Genomic DNA, 21801 nt, shown 5'->3' with positions numbered 1-21801 from the left:
TCCCCTCCAGTGTATAAAAGGAGAGGCGGAAACATTCTTCGGACAAAATGATCTCTTCCAAGAAATTTGTCTGTCCTTTTACTAGTTTTATTCCAGCGCCTGATTTAAAATGAACACATGAACTTACGTGAGGATTGATAGGGACCATGAGCATCATAAAAGCGGAAAACCTTTATAAAACATACGGAGATAAGACATTATTCGACCATATCTCCTTTCATATTGAAGAGAATGAAAGAATCGGTTTAATCGGCCCGAACGGAACGGGGAAGTCTACGCTTCTGAAAACCATTGCCGGCCTTGAATCAACGGAGGAAGGCGAGATTACGGCTTCAGGAAGCGTGCATATTGAGTTTTTGCATCAGGACCCTGAGCTTCCGGCCGGACAAACCGTACTTGAGCATATTTATTCCGGCGGATCAGCCGTCATGAGAACGATGAGAGAATACGAAAAAGCGCTTCAGGCGCTGAATGAAGAACCGGAAAATGACCAGCGCCAGAAACAGCTGCTTGATGCGCAGGCCCGAATGGACGCGAATGATGCGTGGGAGGCGAATACGTTAGCCAAAACGGTTTTAACCAAACTTGGCGTCACCGATCTGATGAAGGATGTCAGCGAGCTGTCCGGCGGCCAGAGAAAGCGCGTCGCGATTGCGAAAAACGTCATCCAGCCGGCTGACCTGCTCATTTTGGATGAACCGACAAACCACTTGGACAATGAAACGATTGAATGGCTGGAAGGCTACTTATCGCAATATCCGGGCGCCGTTATGCTTGTCACGCACGACAGATATTTTCTGAACAGGGTGACGAACAGAATTTACGAGCTTGAGAGAGGCAGCCTTTATACGTATAAAGGAAACTATGAAGTATTCCTGGAAAAACGGGCCGAACGGGAAGCGCTGGCGGAGCAGAAAGAAACAAAACGTCAAAACCTCCTGCGCCGCGAATTGGCGTGGCTCAGAAGAGGGGCGAAAGCGCGCTCGACGAAACAAAAAGCGAGAGTGGACAGAGCGGAGGCGCTCAAAGAGCAAAAAGGGCCGGCAGTCTCCGGATCACTCGATTTCGCGATCGGTTCCCACCGTCTCGGAAAACAGGTGATCGAAGCCGATAACGTCGCCATTACCTATAACGGCCAAGCGCTGATCAGCCAGTTTAATGAGCTTGTCATCCCGGGGGAACGAATCGGCATCATCGGGCCGAACGGAATCGGGAAAACGACACTTTTAAACAGCCTCGCCGGCAGAATTCAGCCTGACAGCGGCAATATCACCATCGGGCAGACGGTCCGGATCGGCTACTACACCCAGGATCACAGCGAAATGAACGGTGATATGAAAGTCATTGAATATATAAAAGAGACGGCTGAAATCGTCAAAACGGCGGAAGGCGATGTCATCACCGCGGAACAAATGCTTGAGCGTTTTCTGTTCCCGCGTCCGATGCAGCAGACATATATCAGAAAGCTGTCGGGCGGGGAAAAGCGCCGTCTGTACTTGCTGAATGTACTGATGCAGGAACCGAATGTGCTGTTTTTAGATGAGCCGACCAATGATCTGGACACGGAAACATTAAGCGTGCTCGAAGATTATATCGAACAGTTCCCAGGCGTCGTCATCACCGTATCCCATGACCGCTATTTCCTTGACCGCGTCATTGACCGCCTGATCGTATTTGAAGGACAAGGTGTCATTTCCCGTTTCCAAGGTTCGTACAGTGAATACATGGAACACGCAAAAGCGAAGAAGACGGCGGTAAAACAGCCGGCCGAAGAGAAAAAGGCGGAAGAAGAGCCGAAGAAAAAGCGCAAAAAGCTTTCATATAAGGATCAGATCGAATGGGACGGCATCGAAGACAAAATCGCCGGCCTTGAAGAAAAGCATCAGCGTCTGGAGGCGGAAATCGCTGAAGCGGGAAGTGATTTCGGAAAGATTCAAGAACTGATGGCCGAACAGGCAAAAACGGCTGAAGAGCTCGAAGCGGCGATGGAGCGCTGGACCGAATTGTCACTGATGATTGAAGAACTTGAGAATTAAGAAAAGCCGGTACGGCCCCCGAGAAGATGACGGGTCATACCGGCTTTTTTTATCTTACACAGATGTCTCCCGGCGCTTTAAAGACAAACGTTTTTGTCCAAGCAAAGTTTATCAGGCGTAAAAAAGTTTACGTTTACGTTAAGGTTCAAATGATGTATAATAGAAACAGATACGACAAGAGGGGGATTCACCTTGGAATGGATGAAGATTGATCAAGTTGCCAAGCGAAGCGGATTGACAAAACGAACCATTCGTTTTTACGAGGAGATTGGTTTGATTCCTGCTCCTAAACGGACAGAAGGCGGCGTCCGGCTTTACTCTGAAGATGATATGGAGGAGCTCGAAAAAGTAACCAGCACAAAAGAAGTGCTCGGTTTTTCCCTTCAGGAGCTTCAGCAGTTTATGGAGATGAGCCGTCAGCTGGAATTAAACAAAGAGGGGTACTTGTTGTCACTGGATCCGAAGGAACGGAAAGAAAAGCTGGAAGAGATTCAGCACGCTTTGAACCACCAGCTTGAGATGATTGATGAGAAGATCAGCACATTTCAGCATTTTAAAACGCGCCTTAACGGAATGAAAGAAAAAGCTGACCGCGCCATTCAATCAATCGAATGATTTTGCTGTAAACGCTATGGATATAGCGTTTCTTTTAATGGATGAAACAGGAGGTTTGGTCAAATGGATACATCATCACAACAGAAAACAGGCCTATTCAGCCAGCCGAAAGCCGTTTGGGCGGTTGCGTTTGCCTGTGTGATTTCCTTTATGGGAATCGGTCTTGTCGATCCGATTCTTCCGGCGATCGCCGCACAATTACATGCTTCACCTAGTGAAGTATCTCTGCTATTTACAAGTTATTTGCTCGTTACCGGTTTTATGATGTTTTTCTCCGGCGCGATTTCAAGCCGGATCGGCGCAAAATGGACGCTGCTTCTCGGACTTATTTTTATCATCGTGTTTGCCGCTCTCGGCGGAAGCTCAAGTTCAATTGCTCAGCTTGTCGGCTATCGCGGCGGCTGGGGGCTTGGGAATGCTCTCTTTATTTCAACCGCGCTTGCCGTCATTGTCGGGGTATCTGTCGGCGGCAGCGCCAAAGCCATTATTTTGTATGAGGCTGCACTCGGCTTGGGGATTTCCGTCGGGCCGCTTGCAGGCGGAGAGCTTGGCAGCATTTCATGGCGCGCTCCGTTCTTCGGAGTGTCTGTCCTCATGTTCATAGCGCTTTGCGCGATTTCACTCATGCTGCCGAAGCTGCCGAAACCGGCAAAACGCGTCGGTGTGTTTGATGCGATGAAGGCGCTCAAATATAAAGGCCTTTTGACAATGGCAGTATCTGCATTCTTATACAACTTTGGATTTTTTATTTTGCTTGCTTATTCTCCGTTCGTGCTGGATTTAGATGAACACGGCCTTGGATACGTCTTCTTCGGCTGGGGGTTATTGCTGGCAATTACGTCAGTCTTTACGGCGCCGCTCGTGCACAAAGCGCTGGGAACAGTGGGTTCGCTCGTCGTTCTCTTTATCGCCTTTGCGGTCATTCTCATCGTCATGGGGATCTGGACTGACCATCAGACGTTGATCATTACATGTATTGTTGTCGCCGGTGCTGTTCTCGGTATGGTGAATACGATCATGACAACCGCTGTAATGGGTTCTGCACCGGTTGAACGTTCAATCGCGTCTTCAGCCTACAGCTCAGTCCGTTTTATCGGCGGTGCGCTCGCTCCGTGGATTGCGGGAATGCTGTCAGAACACTTCACTGCAAGCACACCATATACAGTAGGCGGGATCGTCGTTTTTGTCGGCATGCTTGTCCTTCTCATGGGACGCAAACATCTCGCCGGAATAAAAGCCGGACATTAAGAAAAAAAGGAACTTCCGCACAGGCGGGAGTTCCTTTTTGTGTTTACAGCACTTTCGTCGTCCAAGATTCACAATTCCATGTTTCCGTCGCGATATCCATGTAGAACTCGGGTTCGTGGGAAATCAGCAGAATGGAGCCTTTGTATTCTTTCAGCGCGCGTTTCAGCTCTTCTTTCGCATCGACATCCAGGTGGTTTGTCGGTTCGTCAAGCACGAGCAGGTTTGTTTCTGAATTGATCAGCTTGCACAGTCTGACCTTCGCTTTTTCTCCTCCGCTGAGAACGGAGACGCGGCTTTCAATGTGTTTGGTCGTCAGGCCGCATTTGGCGAGGGCGGCGCGGATTTCGTACTGGGTAAAGGAAGGAAATTCGCTCCACACTTCTTCGATGCACGTATTGTTATTGGTTTCTTTCACTTCCTGCTCGAAATAGCCCGTGTATTGATGCTCGCCCCGTTCCACCGTGCCTTCCAGCGGCTGGATTTCACCGAGCAGGCTTTTTAACAGCGTCGTTTTCCCGATGCCGTTTGCGCCGTACAGGGCGACTTTCTGTCCGCGCTCCATTCTGAGATTGAGCGGGCGTGACAGCGGAGTATCGTAGCCGATGACTAAGTCCTTCGTTTCAAAAATGAGCTTGCCTGACGTTCTCGCAGGCTTGAAATGGAATTCCGGTTTCGGTTTTTCGGCCGCCAGTTCGATCATATCCATCTTATCAAGCTTTTTCTGGCGGGACATCGCCATATTTCTCGTGCTGACGCGCGCTTTGTTGCGGGCGACGAAATCTTTCAGCTCAGCCACTTCCTGCTGCTGTTTTTTGTAGGCGGCTTCGAGCTGCTGTTTTTTCACTTCGTATACTTCCATGAATTGATGATAATCACCGACATAACGCGTCAGCTCTTGGTTTTCCACATGATAAATCAAATTGATCACGCTGTTTAAAAACGGAATGTCGTGAGAAATTAAGATGAACGCATTTTCATATTCCTGCAAATAGCGTTTCAGCCATTCAATATGCTGTTCATCAAGGTAGTTGGTCGGTTCGTCCAACAGAAGGATTTCCGGCTTTTCCAAAAGCAGTTTGGCGAGCAGCACTTTCGTCCGCTGTCCGCCGCTTAAGTCTGTGACGTCGCGGTCAAGGCCGACATCCTGCAGGCCGAGGCCGCGGGCGATTTCTTCAACTTTGCTGTCAATCACGTAGAAATCATTGTTTGTCAGGGCGTCTTGAATGACACCGACATCTTCAAGCAGCTGCTCAAGCTCATCAGGGTCCGCTTCGCCCATTTTGTTGTAAATCTCATTCATTTCCTCTTCCATCGCAAATAAGTAATGGAACGCATCTTTCAGCACGTCGCGGATCGTTTTTCCTTTTTCAAGCACGGTATGCTGATCGAGGTAGCCGACGCGCACATTTTTCGCCCATTCAACCTTACCCTCATCAGGCTCAAGTTTTCCGGTAATAATATTCATAAACGTTGATTTACCTTCGCCGTTTGCTCCGATTAAGCCGACGTGTTCCCCTTTTAAAAGACGGAACGATACATTGTTAAAAAGCGCACGGTCACCAAAGCCGTGGCTTAAATCTTTTACGGATAAAATACTCATCATTACACCTCTATCGTTATCAGACACGCTTTATTTATCATGTGTCTTTCTCATTTATGATTATAAAGGAGGAGACCGTTTGTTAAAAGGCTTGGAAGGAAAAAGAAAATTGCGTTTGGCGCGTGCATTTGAGATACTATGGAGTAGATTTTAAGAATTGAGGAGAACGACATGACCCAAACATGGCCATTTTTACAGCATACACAACCATTTATCGCCGAAAACTGGGAGGCCTCAGGCTTTCAGGAGCCGACCGTCATTCAGGAAAAAGCCGCTCAGGTGATTATGGAGGGGAAAGACGTCATCGCCGAATCCCCGACGGGAACGGGAAAAACATTGGCGTACACGCTTCCGGTTCTGGGGCGAATCAACCCGGAACAGAAACATCCGCAAGTGATCATTTTAGCGCCGTCCCGCGAGCTGGTGATGCAGATTTTCCAAGTGATTCAGGAGTGGAAAAAAGGCTCTGATCTTCGCGCTTTGTCTTTGATCGGCGGAGCAAACGTGAAAAAGCAGGTGGAAAAGCTCAAAAATAAACCGCATATCATTGCGGGCACACCGGGCAGGGTGCTCGAATTGATTCAGGCGAAAAAGCTGAAAATGCATGAAGTCAAGACGATCGTTCTTGATGAAGCGGATCAGCTCGTGACAAAGGAACACCGCGAAACAATGAAAAAAATCATTAAAACGACGCTGAAAGACCGCCAGCTTTTAAGCTTTTCCGCTACGCTGCAGCCGGAAACAGAACAGGTGCTGAATACCATCGCACACGAACCGGCCGTTTTGAAAGTGGAGCGGAATACGGCGGAAAAAGCACGGGTCACGCATCAATATCTCGTCTGCGATCAGCGAGATAAAGTAAAGCTATTGCAAAAGCTGTCACGGCTGAACGGCATGCAGGCGCTCGTGTTCGTCAGAGATATCGGAAATTTAAGCGTCTATGCGGAAAAACTCGCCTATCATCACGTGGATCTCGGCATCCTGCACGGAGAAGCGAAAAAAATGGAGCGGGCAAAGATATTATCAGCGTTTGAACGGGGAGAATTTCCGCTGCTTCTGGCGACTGACATTGCGGCGCGCGGACTTGATATCGATGATCTTCCGTACGTCATTCACGCGGACATACCGAATGAAGACGGATATATCCACAGATCCGGCCGGACGGGCCGGGCCGGTAAAGAAGGAACCGTACTCAGCCTTGTCACGCCGATGGAAGAATCCAAACTGAAAAAAATGGCCAAATCACTCGGAATTGAGCTGAAAGAGGCCGTTTATTCAGGCGGAAAACTATCTGAGAAATAAGAAACGGAGGGCGGGAAGCCCTTCTTTTTTTGTTGTAAAATAATAGAAAAGGTTCAGGCGGGGGCGGGAAGATGGTTTCAATAGACAGATTTCAAATATTGAAGGAACCCGAGCTGAAAATACTTGAACACTGGTTTAAGAACGATAATATCAAACGGAGAATGGATGCGATGCTGCCATTAGACGCGTGGTATGCACGATTGAATAAAGATGAAGACGATACTGTCATTATGGCATATGACGGGGAGTGTCCGGCAGGCATGGACTCTATAGAGTTTGTGGATGAGCGGGCGTATATCGGGTTGATCGTCAATCCTTTATACCAGCTTCAAGGGTACGGAAAACAGATCTTGCAAAAACTGCTGACTGATCCTGGGTTTACCAGCGTGGGGAATGGGCGGCAAGCATCGAAAAAGACAATCAAATCAGTTTAGCCTGCTTTCAAGCAGCGTGATTCACTTTGGAAGATACGGAGCCGGATGAAGACGGCTTTCTTACTTTGATTCTTCGCGGCTGATCCCAAATAAACAGAAAAGGAGGGGACAAAGCCCTCCTTTTTTTTCATCATCATGTTAACTTAGATCACTGACTTTGATGATCTGTTTGCCTTTATTTTCTCCTTTAAACAGGCCGAGGAACGCGTCAGGAATATTGCTGAATCCTTCCGTAATCGTTTCTTCATAATGAAGCTTTCCGTCCTTGAGCCATTCGGCCAATTGTTTCGCGCCTTCAGAAAAGCGGTCAGCATAATCACTGACGATGAATCCCTGCATCAGCGCTTTTGTTTTGATCAGCTTCGGCTGGACGCGGGGGCCCATGTCTTCTTCTTCACTTTCGGTATTGTACGATGAGATCGCTCCGCATACCGGAATGCGGGCGAATTCATTCAGCAGGTTTATCACCGCATCTGAAATCGATCCGCCGACATTGTCAAAATAGACATCGAAGCCGTCAGGACATGCCTGTTCCAGCGCTTTTTGAATATCATCCGCCGTTTTGTAATTAATGGCTTCATCAAATTGAAGCTCCTCTTTCAAATACGCGATTTTTTCATCAGATCCGGCGATGCCGACAACCCGCGCGCCTTTGATTTTGGCAATCTGTCCGACTGTTGAGCCGACGGCGCCCGCCGCGCCTGAAACGACGACGGTTTCGCCTTTTTTCGGACGGCCGATGTCGAGCAGCCCGAAGTAAGCGGTCAGTCCGGTCATCCCTAAAATGCCGAGATACGCCTGGGCGGGTGCGATATCCGTATCCAACTTGCGGAGGGCGGACTCATTAACGGCTGAATATTCCTGCCACGCGAGATTTCCGATCACAACATCTCCTTTTTTCAGCTGATCGCCGTCTGTCAGAACCTCGGCAATCACTCCGCCTGTTATGGCTTCATCTAAAGCGAAGGGCTCTACATATGATTTTGTATCCTGCATCCGTCCGCGCATGTACGGATCAACGGACACATAACTCGTTTTCACTAGCACTTCGCCGTCTTTCGGTTCGGGCACGGCAATCGTTTCAAAGCGGAAATCGTCATGGGCGGGAACGCCTTTGGGGCGTCTTGCCAATTGAATTTGCTGCTGATTATTCGGCATACTGAATCCTCCTTCAAGATAAGTGGTTGTTCCAAATGTAACACGAACCATTTCCCGATTACAAAATCAAACCGTCAGCGGTCATAAAAAAAGAAGGGCCAGGGCCCTTCTTTCCTTATATGCATATTTAATAGAATAACCGGTACACATCGGTGTTTTTCTCATGTTCCAAATATTCATAGGCATTCGTTTTTGAAGAATGAAGCATGTCAGCGGTAATCACGGGCTGAAGCGCGGTCAGATAAGAACCCAGCCTATTTTCAATTTCTGTCGGCAGAACGGATTCGATATCACCGATATTGATAATGATAGAGAAAACGAAATCAATATTAATATGAAAAGCATCTTCAGCAAAGGCCGTAAGCTCTTTTATTCCATCCTGGCAGCGGGTATGCCGGCGGAATACCTGCTTCACTAAATCACTGACAATCCAAGCGTTAAATCGCTGTTCCGGTGAAAAGTAATGAATAGGAACCACCTCCCTGCTTAATCGGCTCATGAAGATTTTTATTTTTCTGATAAAAGTAGCTTTCCCTACTGTAACATGTCCCGCCAGAAAATATCCACCGACAATCTGCCCGTTTTTTCACGGAACTCTCTTTCTTTTGTTTGACCTTTGGTTGAGCGGGTAAACATCCAATATACAAAAACAAAAGGGAGGACTTATCAATGAAACCGGTAGTAAGAGAATATACAAATGATCAAAAACTGATGCAGGACGTAAAAGAGCTTCAGCAATTGGGTGTCGCAAAAGAAGACGTATATGTGCTTTCTCATGATGACGACAGAACGGACCGCCTGGCAGATAATACTGATGTCAATACCATCGGAGCGAAAGAAACGGGCATTAAACACGCAGTCGGCAATATGTTTAATAAAAAAGGCGACGAGCTCCGCAACAAAATTCACGAAATCGGCTTTTCAGAAGAGGAAGCATCACAATTTGAAAAGCGCTTAGATGAAGGAAAAGTTCTTCTGTTTGTCACGGATAACGAAAAAGTGAAATCATGGGCGTAAGCTGAACAGATCCCAAGGGGTTTTCGGTCCCTTGGGATTTTTTTGCGGTTTCCGCAATAAAACCGAAAGGCACATTCTGTACATTTTCGGTGCTGTTTCTCAACTGATTTGATACAATTCAATTGTAATAAATTGGAATACGGAATCAGGAGGAGCACAATTCATGAAAAAAATGTTACTTATGCTGGCGATTTGTTTATGTATGATCCCTGCGGACGTCTATGCCGCTGATCTGGGACGGCAGACGTTAGGAACAAATGACGGCTGGGGAGCCGCTTCCGGCGGGACAACCGGCGGCGCGAAAGCCTCATCATCGAATGTATACACCGTATCAAACAGACAGCAGCTCGTTTCTGCATTAGGGGGAAGCGCCAACAGCACGCCGAAGATTATTTACATACAAGGCACAATCAATATGAATACGGACGACCGCAATAAAACGCTCGGCTTTAATGATTATAAAGATCCGGCATATGATCTCAATGCCTATCTCAAGGCGTACGACCCGGACAAATGGGGAAAAAAAGCGCCGTCAGGCACCCAGGAAGACGCCAGACAGCGATCGCAAAAAAACCAGAAGGCACGGGTCGTGGTTGACATTCCTTCAAATACGACGATCATCGGCTCGGGTTCAAATGCCAAAGTGACAGGCGGAAGTTTTAATATAAAGAACGGCGTCGACAATGTCATCATCCGCAACATTGAATTTCAAGACGCTTACGACTATTTTCCGCAATGGGACCCGACGGACGGCAGCAGCGGCAACTGGAACTCGGAATATGACAATATCACCATTAACGGCGCGACGCACATCTGGATCGATCATTGCACCTTTAATGACGGATCGAATCCCGACAGCGGTTTTCCCTACTATTACGGGAGAAAATATCAGCACCATGACGGCCAGACGGATATAGCCAACGGGGCGAATTATATTACATTGTCCTATAATAAATATCATGACCATGACAAAGGCTCCGTCATCGGAAACAGCGACAGCAAGACGTCGGATGAAGGAAAACTGAAGGTGACCATTCACCATAACTATTACCAGAACATCGTCCAGCGCGCACCGCGGGTCCGGTACGGGCAGGTTCATATTTATAATAATTTTTACGCAGGCTCGAAAAGCGCCGCATACCCGTTCAGCTATGCGTGGGGCGCGGGCCACGCGTCAAAAATATATGCCCAGAATAATGTCTTTGAAGTGCCGGGACTGGCTGCTGATAAAGTCATCAGCATCTTCAGCGGCGGAAAAGCGCTTCATGAAGACGGCACTCTTTTAAACGGCGCCTCCATTAACGCGTCAGCCGCCAACGGATTAAGTCAGTCCGTCGGCTGGACACCGTCATTGCACGGTTCCATCGGCTCATCATCAAATGTAAAATCAGATGTTATATCTAAAGCCGGGTCGGGCATATTAAAATAAGAAACAAGAGACACAAAGGAAAATATTCCTTTGTGTTTTTTAATTAACAAAAACGTTTATTAACTTAGTTAAGTAGTAAAATGGGATAGGGGATGGAAGACAACAAAATAGGAGGAGACCTGTAATGGCTTCAGAAAAAGACGCAAAAAAACAGCAGGCAGTAAAAATCATTCCTTTGCTTATTACTGTTGCTGTGGGATTAATCATTTGGTTTATTCCCGCGCCGTCCGGACTTGAACCTAAAGCATGGCATTTGTTCGCTATTTTTGTCGCAACAATTATCGGCTTTATCTCCAAGCCCTTGCCAATGGGCGCAATTGCAATTTTTGCATTGGCAGTCACCGCGTTAACGGGAACGCTATCTATTGAAAATACGTTAAGCGGATTTGGAAACAAGACAATCTGGCTGATTGTCATCGCCTTTTTTATTTCTCGGGGGTTCATCAAAACCGGGCTCGGCGCCAGGATTTCTTACGTATTCGTACAACGGTTCGGGAAGAAAACACTCGGCCTTTCTTATTCACTGCTTTTCAGTGATTTAATTTTATCACCTGCCATTCCGAGCAATACGGCACGGGCGGGCGGCATTATTTTTCCTATTATCAGATCATTATCCGAAACTTTCGGATCAACGCCGGCAGACGGAACAGAGCGGAAAATCGGCGCTTTCTTATTAAAAACCGGTTTTCAAGGAAACTTGATTACGTCTGCGATGTTTTTGACGGCAATGGCGGCGAACCCGCTGATCGCCAAGCTGGCCCACGATGTCGCAGGGGTGGACATCACATGGACAAGCTGGGCAATCGCGGCCATTGTACCGGGATTGGCGAGCTTAATCATTACGCCGCTGGTCATTTATAAGCTGTATCCGCCGGAAATTAAAGAAACACCGGATGCGGCTAAAATCGCAACGGAAAAATTGAAAGAAATGGGTCCGTTTAAAAAATCCGAACTCTCCATGGTCATCGTCTTTTTATTGGTGCTTGCGCTGTGGATTTTCGGAGGAAGCTTAAATATCGACGCAACGACGACGGCCCTGATCGGATTATCCGTTTTGCTTTTGTCACAGGTATTAACATGGGAGGACATCAAAAAGGAACAAGGTGCATGGGATACGCTGACTTGGTTCGCGGCGCTTGTGATGCTGGCGAATTTCCTGAATGAGCTCGGCATGGTGTCTTGGTTCAGCGATATGATGAAATCATCTGTTTCCGGTTTTTCATGGATTGTGGCATTTATGATTCTGATTGTCGTGTATTATTACACGCATTACTTCTTTGCGAGTGCAACCGCGCATATCAGCGCCATGTATGCGGCATTTCTCGCCGTCATCGTGGCGGCAGGCGCTCCGCCGCTGTTGGCGGCGCTCAGCCTGGCGTTTTTCAGCAACCTTTTCGGTTCGACGACGCATTACGGATCAGGAGCGGCTCCGGTCTTTTTCGGAGCGGGTTATATATCGCAAAGCAAATGGTGGTCCATCGGCTTTATCCTGTCAATCGTCCATATTGTGACATGGCTTGTGATCGGCGGATTATGGTGGAAAGTATTAGGGTTATGGTAGAAGAAAAAAGGCAGACTCAGGTCTGCCTTTTTTTATTTCGGTAAGGAATGGGAAGGGCCTGCACATGATGACTTCAGTGCGAATAGAATATTGCCGGGGTGATAATATGAGCAGCGGCCGTAATCAATACATGATATTGAAACAGAAACCTTACAAATATATGAGCAGACATATGAAACGCCGGTATGAACAATTACCATGTGAACTTGAAAGTCCGGAAACAGGGACGGAAAAACGGTTTCCGTCTTCAGATGAAAATCGATCTGCCTTGTGCGTACCCGGGCTGCGAGGTCCCGAAGGCAAAAGAGGACCCGCCGGCTCCCGCGGTCCGCAAGGGGAGGCGGGTCCGCCCGGTCCCCCGGGGCCTGAGGGTCCGCCCGGTCCCCCGGGGCCTGAGGGTCCGCCGGGAGCGGTTCCTGCGGTAGCTTTTCAAAATACAGCAGAACTAATGACGATTCCGTTAGAAGGAACACCGATAAACGTGTTAAGCACAGTGATAGCCTCGCCAACAGATCAATTGGTGAAAACGGATGCCGTCATACAAGTAAATGTGGAATTAGACCCGCTCGCGTCTCATTTCTCATTGGTCTTAGCTGTCGATCTGCAAAGAAATGGCGTATCGATACAAACACAGAGACAAGAGCTGAACCTCTTTTCTTCAGGCGGACAAATCATAGGAATTCCTTTTACGTACATCGACGAAATGAAGGCGGATGAAACAGCCGCGTACCAGCTCTATTTATCCGTCCTTTCTTCGAATCTCGTAACACAAGTCGCAGCGGCAAACCGCTCCCTCATTGCGACGGGATTCCCCATTCAAGGATCGGACTAAGGTGATGAATAGAAATCACCTTTTTTATTTAGGTTGTCAAAACACAGCCCGTATTAATATGCTGTCTTAATAGGTAAGACGGTCAACAACGGGAAGGAGAGGGAAAAAGATTGAATGAATAATCCGATTATAAACGGGAGCTTTGAAACCGGCACATTAGCGGGGTGGAGTTCGGCCAATACCCAGATTAACAGTTTGTTTGCACATTCAGGGAGATATTCCGCGCAATTTATTGGAGCTCAGCCATATGCTTACCTCAGTCAAATCGTTCCCATTTCAGCCAAGTCACTGACTCTATTCGTATCACTCGCAACGCTCGGAAATGAGCCAAGTCCCCAAGTAACTCTCCAGATCATCTATGTCAGCGCAGCAGGTGAACAAATCAGTTCCATTCAAGAAAATATTACACCCGGAAATTTGCCGAACGTGCTCTTTCACACATGGTCTGAAATCTATAAAACAAGCAGTGTGCCTTCTGGCGCGGCCTCTGCCGTCATTGTATTAAGTAAAGTTTCTTCCGGCACGGTTTTAATAGATGACGTTTCATTGGCGCAAACCGGGGGTGAACCTGGCGTAACAGGAATTACAGGTCCCACAGGAGTGACGGGTCCCACAGGAGTAACCGGAGCAAGAGGAGCGACCGGAGTAACTGGTGTAACGGGAGCAACTGGTTCAACCGGGGCAAGAGGAGCGACTGGGTCAACGGGTGCACCCGGGGTTACAGGCCCAACTGGCGCAACAGGTTCAACCGGGGCAACAGGAGGAACTGGGGTAGCAGGTTCAACCGGAGAAACGGGGTTAACCGGAGCCACTGGAGTAACAGGATCAACAGGAGCGACCGGTTCAACTGGAGCAACAGGCCCAACCGGCTCGACCGGTCCAACTGGAGTTACTGGTGCAGCAGGCTCAACTGGGCCCACGGGAGAGATCGGTCCAACCGGAGCCACCGGCTCAACGGGAGTAACAGGAGCGACAGGCCCAACGGGTGCAACAGGAGTAACAGGAGTAACAGGCATAACTGGTGTAACAGGATCGACTGGCTCAGCTGGTGCAACCGGCCCGACTGGAGTAGCGGGTCCAACTGGAGTAACCGGCTCAACGGGAGTAACAGGAGCGACAGGCCCAACGGGTGCAACAGGAGTAACAGGAGTAACAGGCATAACTGGTGTAACAGGATCGACTGGCTCAGCTGGTGCAACCGGCCCGACTGGAGTAGCGGGTCCAACTGGAGTAACCGGGTCGACGGGAGTAACAGGCTCAACCGGGCCAACGGGAGAAATCGGTCCAACCGGAGTAACCGGCTCGACCGGCTCAACTGGTGCGACGGGATTAACTGGAGAAACCGGTGCAACAGGAACAACAGGAGCAACAGGAACAACAGGAGCAACAGGAGAGACCGGAGTAACAGGTGCAACAGGAGAAACGGGATCGACAGGAGCGACTGGGGTAACTGGTATAACGGGATCAACTGGTTCAACGGGAGTAACTGGACCAACAGGAGCAGCAGGGTCAACTGGTTCAACCGGAGAAACCGGTCCAACCGGAGCGACTGGAGTAACAGGCCCAACCGGCGCAATAGGAGAGACCGGTGTAACAGGAATAACCGGCGCAACGGGCGCCACTGGCATAACCGGAGCAACTGGGGTAGCAGGTTCAACCGGCTCAACCGGCCCAACTGGTATAACCGGAGTAACAGGGGCAACAGGAGTTACTGGCCCGACTGGGGTCACGGGCTCAACTGGTGTAACTGGCGCAACCGGAGAAACTGGCTCGACCGGGGATACCGGAGTGACTGGAGCAACGGGGATAACAGGAGCAACAGGAATAACCGGAACTACGGGCTCAACCGGCCCAACAGGAGCAACCGGGTCAACAGGAACAACCGGCGCAACGGGCGCCACTGGCATAACCGGAGTAACAGGGGCAACAGGAGTTACTGGCCCGACTGGGGTCACGGGCTCAACTGGTGTAACTGGTTCTACCGGAGCAACAGGTGTAACTGGATCAACCGGAGTAGCTGGATCAACCGGCTCAACTGGCCCAACCGGATCAACAGGAGAAACCGGGGCGACGGGTGCATCCGGTTCAACCGGTTCAACAGGTGTGACTGGAGCAACGGGTATAACTGGAGCAACTGGAGTAACAGGAGAAACCGGAGAAACCGGTCCAACAGGCCCAACCGGTCCAACTGGAGTTACTGGCGCAACCGGAGAAACTGGCGCAACCGGAGAAACTGGCTCGACCGGGGAAACTGGCTCGACCGGGGAAACCGGAGCTACTGGAGCAACCGGCCCAGCAGGAGTAACGGGACCAACCGGCTCGACTGGAGCAACAGGATCGACTGGAGCAACAGGACCGACTGGAGTAACAGGGGCGACTGGAGCAACCGGCCCAACCGGAATCACGGGTCCAACTGGTGTAACGGGATCAACAGGTGTAACAGGAGAAACCGGAGCAACGGGAGAAACCGGAGCAACGGGAGTAACTGGAGCAACAGGATCAACAGGAGAAACGGGTTCAACGGGAGTGACTGGGGCAATCGGCCCAGAAGGACCAACAGGAGAAACCGGAGCAACGGGGGCAATCGGCCCAACAGGAGGAACTGGGTCAACCGGGTCAACCGGGGTAACTGGAGAAATCGGCCCAACGGGAGAAACCGGGGCGACCGGTGTAACTGGGCCAACAGGAGCCACCGGCTCAACGGGTGCAATGGGATCGACAGGAGCGACTGGGGTAACGGGTGTAACAGGATCAACCGGAGAAACGGGTTCAACTGGAGTAACCGGGGCGACGGGAGTAACCGGAGAAACCGGTCCAACCGGAGCGACTGGAGTAACAGGCCCAACCGGCGCAATAGGAGAGACCGGTGTAACAGGAATAACCGGAGAAACGGGGTCGACAGGAGAAACCGGAGCAACCGGAGAAACGGGTCCAACTGGAGAAACCGGTGCAACAGGAACAACAGGAGCAACAGGAGAGACCGGAGTAACAGGGGCAACAGGAGTTACTGGCCCGACTGGGGTCACGGGCTCAACTGGTGTAACTGGCGCAACCGGAGAAACTGGCTCGACCGGGGAAACCGGAGTGACTGGAGCAACAGGTGTAACTGGATCAACCGGCTCAACTGGCCCAACCGGATCAACAGGAGAAACCGGAACCACGGGCTCAACCGGCTCGACTGGTGTAACCGGAACCACGGGCTCAACCGGTACAACCGGAATAACAGGCCCAACGGGATCGACAGGCCCAACCGGTTCAACAGGTGTGACTGGAGCAACGGGTATAACTGGAGCAACTGGAGTAACAGGAGAAACCGGAGAAACCGGAGAAACGGGTCCGACAGGCCCAACCGGTCCAACTGGAGTTACTGGCGAAACCGGAGAAACTGGCTCGACCGGGGAAACCGGAGCTACTGGAGAAACCGGCCCAGCAGGAGTAACGGGACCAACCGGCTCGACTGGAGCAACAGGGCCGACTGGAGCAACAGGGCCGACTGGAGCAACAGGGCCGACTGGAGCAACAGGACCGACTGGAGCAACAGGATCGACTGGAGCAACAGGACCGACTGGAGTAACAGGGGCGACTGGAGCAACAGGATCGACAGGAGAAACTGGAGCAACCGGCCCAACTGGGGTAACAGGAGCAACCGGTGCAACTGGAGTAACTGGTGCAACTGGAGTAACAGGGGCAACGGGAGTAACTGGGGCAACAGGAGCAACAGGAGCAACCGGTGCAACTGGAGTGACTGGATCAACAGGTGTAACTGGATCAACCGGTCCAACAGGGGCAACGGGCTCAACCGGAGTAACAGGCGCAACCGGAGTAACGGGATCAACGGGATCAACAGGCGCAACTGGTGTAACCGGAATAACAGGCCCAACCGGTTCAACGGGTGTGACTGGAGCAACGGGTATAACAGGAGCAACAGGAGCAACAGGAGCAACAGGAGCAACAGGAGCAACAGGAGCAACAGGAGCAACAGGAGCAACAGGAGCAACAGGAGCAACAGGAGCAACAGGAGCAACAGGAGCAACAGGAGCAACAGGAGCAACAGGAGCAACAGGAGCAACAGGAGCAACAGGAGCAACAGGAGCAACAGGAGCAACAGGAGCAACAGGAGCAACAGGAGCAACAGGAGCAACAGGAGCAACAGGAGCAACAGGAGCAACAGGAGCAACAGGAGCAACAGGAGCAACAGGAGTAACCGGAGCAACGGGTTCAACCGGAGTAACAGGGCCAACAGGAGCAACTGGAGTAACTGGAGCAACAGGAGTAACCGGAGCAACAGGAGTAATGGGAGCAACAGGAGCAACTGGAGTGACTGGGGCAACGGGGATAACCGGAGCGACTGGCGCAACCGGGGTAACAGGCCCAACCGGTCCAACGGGAGTAACGGGAGCAACCGGAATAACCGGAGAAACCGGAGTAACGGGAGTAACCGGGAATACTGGAGCGACGGGAGTAACAGGTGCTACCGGTGTAACCGGGGATACTGGAGTAACGGGAGCCACCGGGCTCACCGGCTCGACCGGAGAAACAGGCTCGACCGGTGTAACCGGGGCGACCGGAGTAACGGGAGCAACCGGGGTAACCGGAGCTACTGGAGCGACTGGAATAACGGGAGCCACTGGAGAAATCGGAGCGACCGGAGTAACAGGCGCCACCGGGATAACGGGAGCCACTGGAGTAACCGGTGCCACTGGAGCAACCGGCGTCACTGGAGATCCCGGCGCGACTGGAGCAACCGGCACCACGGGAGTAACGGGAGCAACCGGAATAACCGGAGTAACAGGCTCGACCGGAGTAACGGGAGTAACCGGGAATACTGGAGCGACGGGAGTAACAGGTGCTACCGGTGTAACCGGGGATACTGGAGTAACGGGAGCCACCGGGCTCACCGGCGCAACCGGAGTAACAGGCGCAACTGGGATAACGGGAGCCACGGGAGAAATCGGAGCCACCGGAGTAACAGGGGCTACCGGGATAACGGGAGCCACCGGAGTAACAGGAGCCACCGGAGTAACAGGAGCCACCGGAGTAACAGGGGCCACCGGAGCCACTGGAGAAACCGGGGTAACGGGAGTAACCGGGGATACTGGATCAACAGGAGCCACCGGAGTAACGGGATCAACCGGGGTAACCGGAGCTACTGGAGCAACCGGGGTAACGGGAGTAACCGGAGCTACTGGAGCGACCGGAATAACAGGAGCCACCGGAGCTACTGGAGCAACCGGGGTAACCGGAGCTACTGGAGCGACCGGAATAACAGGAGCCACTGGAGTAACCGGCGCAACCGGGATAACCGGAGAAACAGGCTCGACCGGAGTAACGGGCTCGACCGGAGAAACAGGCTCGACCGGTGTAACCGGGGCGACCGGAGTAACAGGAGTAACCGGCGCCACCGGGATAACCGGAGATACTGGAGCGACCGGAATAACGGGAGCAACCGGAGCAACAGGAATAACAGGAGCAACCGGGGTAACCGGAGCAACCGGGGTAACGGGAGCCACCGGAGTAACCGGAGTAACAGGAGCGACCGGAATAACGGGATCAACTGGAGCAACCGGAGCAACCGGAGCAGGCGCGATCATTCCTTATGCTTCAGGTCTTCCCACTGCCGTGACGACCATTGCCGGCGGATTAATCGGAACGGTGAGCCTTGTCGGGTTCGGCAATTCTGTGACGGGCGTCAATGTCGGAGGGGGAGGTGCAATTGATCTTACCGGGGCCGGAGGGACTCTGCTGAACTTTGCTTTTTCTGCTCCGAGAAGCGGAACCATTACATCAATTGCCGCCTATTTCAGTACAACCGCAGCATTGTCGCTTGTCGGCTCGACTGTTACGATAACCGCACAATTATACAGTTCCACAGTGCCGAACAATACGTTCACGCCGATCCCCGGAGCATCCGTCACTTTAGCTCCTCCCCTCACCGGCATATTGTCAATCGGCAGCATCAGCAACGGAATCACGACAGGGCTGAACATTGCGGTAACTCCTCAAACCCGGCTGTTAATGGTATTCTCCGCCACTGCGACCGGCCTTTCGCTTATTAATACAGTGGCGAGATATGCAAGCGCGGGAGTTACAATTTCCTGATAGATTACAGACTGACTTCGGTCAGTCTTTTTTATGTGTTATATCAATTGTGTAAAAGTAAATATATACCTATCATCACCTTTTTGGTAAGCCGCAAGAGAAAAAGATCACGAAAATTCTCAAAAATGAGAAATAAAGATTTAAAAAAATGGTATGATTTTAGGAGGAAAGGACGGCTGGTGCTGTGTTGGAAGCGAAGCGGTTTTATGTCTCTCTGCAAATGAAAATCGCCGGATTAATTACGGCTTTATTAATACTTGTTATCGGAACGCTCACGGTTATATTTGCCTTTCAGCAATTAAAGGAAGGGCAGAAGCAGGCTGAACAGCTGGCGGTGCAAACGGCAAAAACCATTTCATACATGCCTCCCGTAAAAGAGGCGTTCCGGCTTGCGGATCAAGAGGCTTTTACAAAGTTAGACGTCATTGAACAAATGAAAGAACAGGCAGGCGCGCACGCCGTCTACATCACTGATCAAAAAGGGCATGTTGCATTTCATTCGGCCCGAAACAGTATTCCGAAAGAAAATCAAAATCTGCAAAACAAAACCGTCATGTTCGGCGGGTCTCCGGTTTCCGACGGAATGAAGGCCGTCCGGGGAAGCGCCCCGGTTATTTTGGAGGAAAAAAATCATAACGAAGTCGTCGGAACGGTGACAGTCGAGTTTCTACAAGATGAGATAGAAAAAGATATGAAAGCGCATCTGCGGCATTTAGGCTATTTTGCATGTTTGGTGTTTCTTATCGGCATCGGGGGAGCGGCGGCGCTCGCAAAAAGCATCCGTAAAGATACACTCGGCCTTGAACCGCATGAAATTGCAGCGCTGTACAGGGAACGCAATGCGATGCTCCTTGCGATTAAAGAAGGGATTATCGCCGTAAACAAAGAAGGCGCGGTAACCATGATGAATTTATCTGCGGCTGATATGCTGAATCTTCCGGAACCGATGATCGGAAGGCATATAAAAGAAATCATGCCGGGCGCAAAGCTCATGCCGGTGTTGGCAGGGGGAGAAATACCGCCGAACGTGGAGGTGCGTGCCGGAGATAAAGTATTTATCTTAAATGTGAAAGAAATGAAACAGACCGGACAAGTATACGGAGCGGTGATCAGCTTCCGCGAAAAAACGGAGCTCAAGAAACTGATCAACAAGCTGACTGAAATGAAAAAATACTCGGAGGATCTCCGGGCGCAAACGCATGAATTCTCGAATAAGCTTTACGCGATACTCGGTCTGTTAGAGCTGGGAGAATATAATGAAGCCATTGAACTGATAAAAGAAGAGTACGCCATCCAGAATGAACAGCATGAAATCCTCTTTCAAAACATTCATTCACAGCGGGTTCAGGCCATACTATTAGGAAAAATGGGAAAGGCGTCTGAGAAGAAAGTGAAGCTTTCAATAGATGAAAACAGCTTTTTAGAATCGCTGCCGGAGCATGTGGGTTCATCCCAGCTCATTACGATCATCGGAAATCTTATTGATAACGCTTTCGAAGCCGTCGCCGAAAAAGAGAAAAAAGAGGTATCCTTTTTCATGACCGATATCGGCAGGGATATCGTCATCGAAGTGGCGGACTCAGGAGACGGCGTGCCTCAGGAAAAAACAGAAACGATATTTGAAAAGGGCTACTCTTCAAAGGGGACTAGGAGAGGATACGGCTTAGCCAATCTGAAAGAAGCCGTCAGTGAATTGCAGGGATCGATAGAGATTTCGCAGCAAAAGAGCGGCGGTGCTGTATTTACGGTGTTTATACCGAAAGAAAGGCCAAAGGGGGAATCGGTGTGATTAACATCGCGATTGCAGAGGACGACTTTCGAATAGCGCAAATTCACGAAAAATTTATCGAACATCTTGATGGATTCAATGTCATCGGCAAAGCAATCAATGCCAAAGACACCATATCGCTGCTTGAGAAACGGCAGCCTGATCTGCTGCTTTTGGATATTTATATGCCGGATGAGCTGGGAACAGATCTGCTCCCGCTTATCCGCGGCCGTTTTCCTTCCGTTGATATCATCATTATTACGGCTTCTGCCGAAACAAGGCTGCTGCAGGAAGCGCTCAGATCAGGCGTTTCCCATTATGTCATAAAACCGGTGTCGGCACATAAATTTACAGAAGTGCTTTTGAAGTACCGTGAAAAAAGAGAATGGCTGCACTCACAGCCGGAGCTGAGCCAGTCCGTGATCGACATGTTTTTCGGAAGCGGTCAGAAAGAACAAAAACAGCACAATGATCTGCCGACAGGCATTAATTCGATTACGCTTCAAAAAATCAAAAACGCGCTCAGGGCGGCCCAAAAAGGGATGACGGCTGAAGAACTGGGCGAAAAAATGGGCGCCTCCAGAACAACGGCGCGGCGCTATGCCGAGTTTCTCGTTTCTCGGGAAGAAGCGCTCGCTGAATTAGAGTACGGCATTATCGGCAGGCCGGAACGGAAATATTATTTAGCACATGAATAAGGGA

14 protein-coding genes and 1 pseudogene are annotated in these 21801 nt (G+C 50.4%); 12 read left to right on the top strand and 3 right to left on the bottom strand.

All coding sequences use genetic code 11. The features are described 5' to 3' along the window. The first annotated feature begins 146 nt into the window (after positions 1–146). From OVA33_RS00620 to OVA33_RS00610, 3 genes are all read left to right on the top strand, one after another. Entirely contained in the window at positions 147–2036 is a 1890-nt protein-coding gene (locus OVA33_RS00620; protein ID WP_128974196.1) for an ABC-F family ATP-binding cassette domain-containing protein, read from the top strand. Between the two features lie 192 nt (positions 2037–2228). Then, the gene (locus tag OVA33_RS00615; protein ID WP_003155658.1) at positions 2229–2651 is read left to right on the top strand and encodes a MerR family transcriptional regulator; all 423 of its coding nucleotides are present in this window, start codon (positions 2229–2231) and stop codon (positions 2649–2651) included. 63 nt (positions 2652–2714) lie between these two features. Next, entirely contained in the window at positions 2715–3899 is a 1185-nt protein-coding gene (locus OVA33_RS00610; RefSeq protein WP_007408959.1) for an MFS transporter, read from the top strand. 43 nt (positions 3900–3942) lie between these two features. Here OVA33_RS00610 and OVA33_RS00605 read toward each other — a convergent pair whose 3' ends face one another. Continuing rightward, a complete protein-coding gene (locus OVA33_RS00605) occupies positions 3943–5499 on the bottom strand; it encodes an ABC-F family ATP-binding cassette domain-containing protein (protein WP_012117051.1) in 1557 nt (518 codons plus the stop codon). A gap of 171 nt (positions 5500–5670) precedes the next feature. On the opposite strand from OVA33_RS00605, the gene OVA33_RS00600 reads away from it, so the two are divergent. Next, complete coding sequence (locus OVA33_RS00600; protein ID WP_025649931.1) at positions 5671–6801, top strand: DEAD/DEAH box helicase; 1131 nt, start codon at positions 5671–5673, stop codon at positions 6799–6801. Between the two features lie 71 nt (positions 6802–6872). Next, positions 6873–7318: pseudogene (locus OVA33_RS00595) on the top strand (GNAT family N-acetyltransferase). Positions 7319–7373: 55 nt separating this feature from the next. Here OVA33_RS00595 and OVA33_RS00590 read toward each other — a convergent pair. Further along, positions 7374–8393 carry an NADP-dependent oxidoreductase gene (locus tag OVA33_RS00590; RefSeq protein WP_017419087.1) on the bottom strand — a complete coding sequence of 340 codons (1020 nt, stop codon included), beginning with the start codon at positions 8391–8393 and terminating at the stop codon, positions 7374–7376. A gap of 127 nt (positions 8394–8520) precedes the next feature. Further along, positions 8521–8871: a DUF3212 family protein gene (locus tag OVA33_RS00585; protein WP_063637006.1), complete on the bottom strand. Its 351-nt coding sequence runs from the start codon at positions 8869–8871 to the stop codon at positions 8521–8523. A 191-nt stretch (positions 8872–9062) separates the two neighbouring features. Here OVA33_RS00585 and OVA33_RS00580 point away from each other — a divergent pair, with 191 nt between their 5' ends. The 7 genes from OVA33_RS00580 to OVA33_RS00540 all read left to right on the top strand — a co-directional run bounded on the left by OVA33_RS00580 (position 9063) and on the right by OVA33_RS00540 (position 21797). Then, on the top strand, positions 9063–9410 hold the full coding sequence (locus OVA33_RS00580; RefSeq protein WP_003155650.1) for a YflT domain-containing protein: 348 nt from the start codon (positions 9063–9065) through the stop codon (positions 9408–9410). 163 nt (positions 9411–9573) lie between these two features. Further along, positions 9574–10839 carry a pectate lyase gene (locus OVA33_RS00575; RefSeq protein ID WP_025649933.1) on the top strand — a complete coding sequence of 422 codons (1266 nt, stop codon included), beginning with the start codon at positions 9574–9576 and terminating at the stop codon, positions 10837–10839. Between the two features lie 124 nt (positions 10840–10963). After that, positions 10964–12400 carry an anion permease gene (locus OVA33_RS00570; protein ID WP_015417012.1) on the top strand — a complete coding sequence of 479 codons (1437 nt, stop codon included), beginning with the start codon at positions 10964–10966 and terminating at the stop codon, positions 12398–12400. A 106-nt stretch (positions 12401–12506) separates the two neighbouring features. Continuing rightward, positions 12507–13232, top strand: coding sequence for a hypothetical protein (locus OVA33_RS00565; protein ID WP_063637005.1), 726 nt, complete (start codon positions 12507–12509; stop codon positions 13230–13232). Between the two features lie 114 nt (positions 13233–13346). Then, the gene (locus OVA33_RS00550; RefSeq protein ID WP_194266094.1) at positions 13347–19331 is read left to right on the top strand and encodes an NTTRR-F1 domain; all 5985 of its coding nucleotides are present in this window, start codon (positions 13347–13349) and stop codon (positions 19329–19331) included. 184 nt (positions 19332–19515) lie between these two features. Then, positions 19516–21120: a sensor histidine kinase gene (locus tag OVA33_RS00545; RefSeq protein WP_063637083.1), complete on the top strand. Its 1605-nt coding sequence runs from the start codon at positions 19516–19518 to the stop codon at positions 21118–21120. Beyond that, positions 21117–21797 (top strand): response regulator, encoded by a 681-nt coding sequence (locus tag OVA33_RS00540; RefSeq protein WP_003155619.1) that lies wholly within the window; start codon positions 21117–21119, stop codon positions 21795–21797. Before OVA33_RS00545 ends, OVA33_RS00540 begins: the two co-directional genes overlap by 4 nt. Positions 21798–21801: the final 4 nt, after the last annotated feature.

Source organism: Bacillus sp. KICET-1 (genome assembly GCF_027721405.1).
In the GTDB taxonomy this organism is placed as follows: domain Bacteria; phylum Bacillota; class Bacilli; order Bacillales; family Bacillaceae; genus Bacillus; species Bacillus velezensis.
The sequence above is the reverse complement of the archived record's forward strand: the minus strand, read 5'-3'. Positions and strand labels throughout refer to the sequence as shown.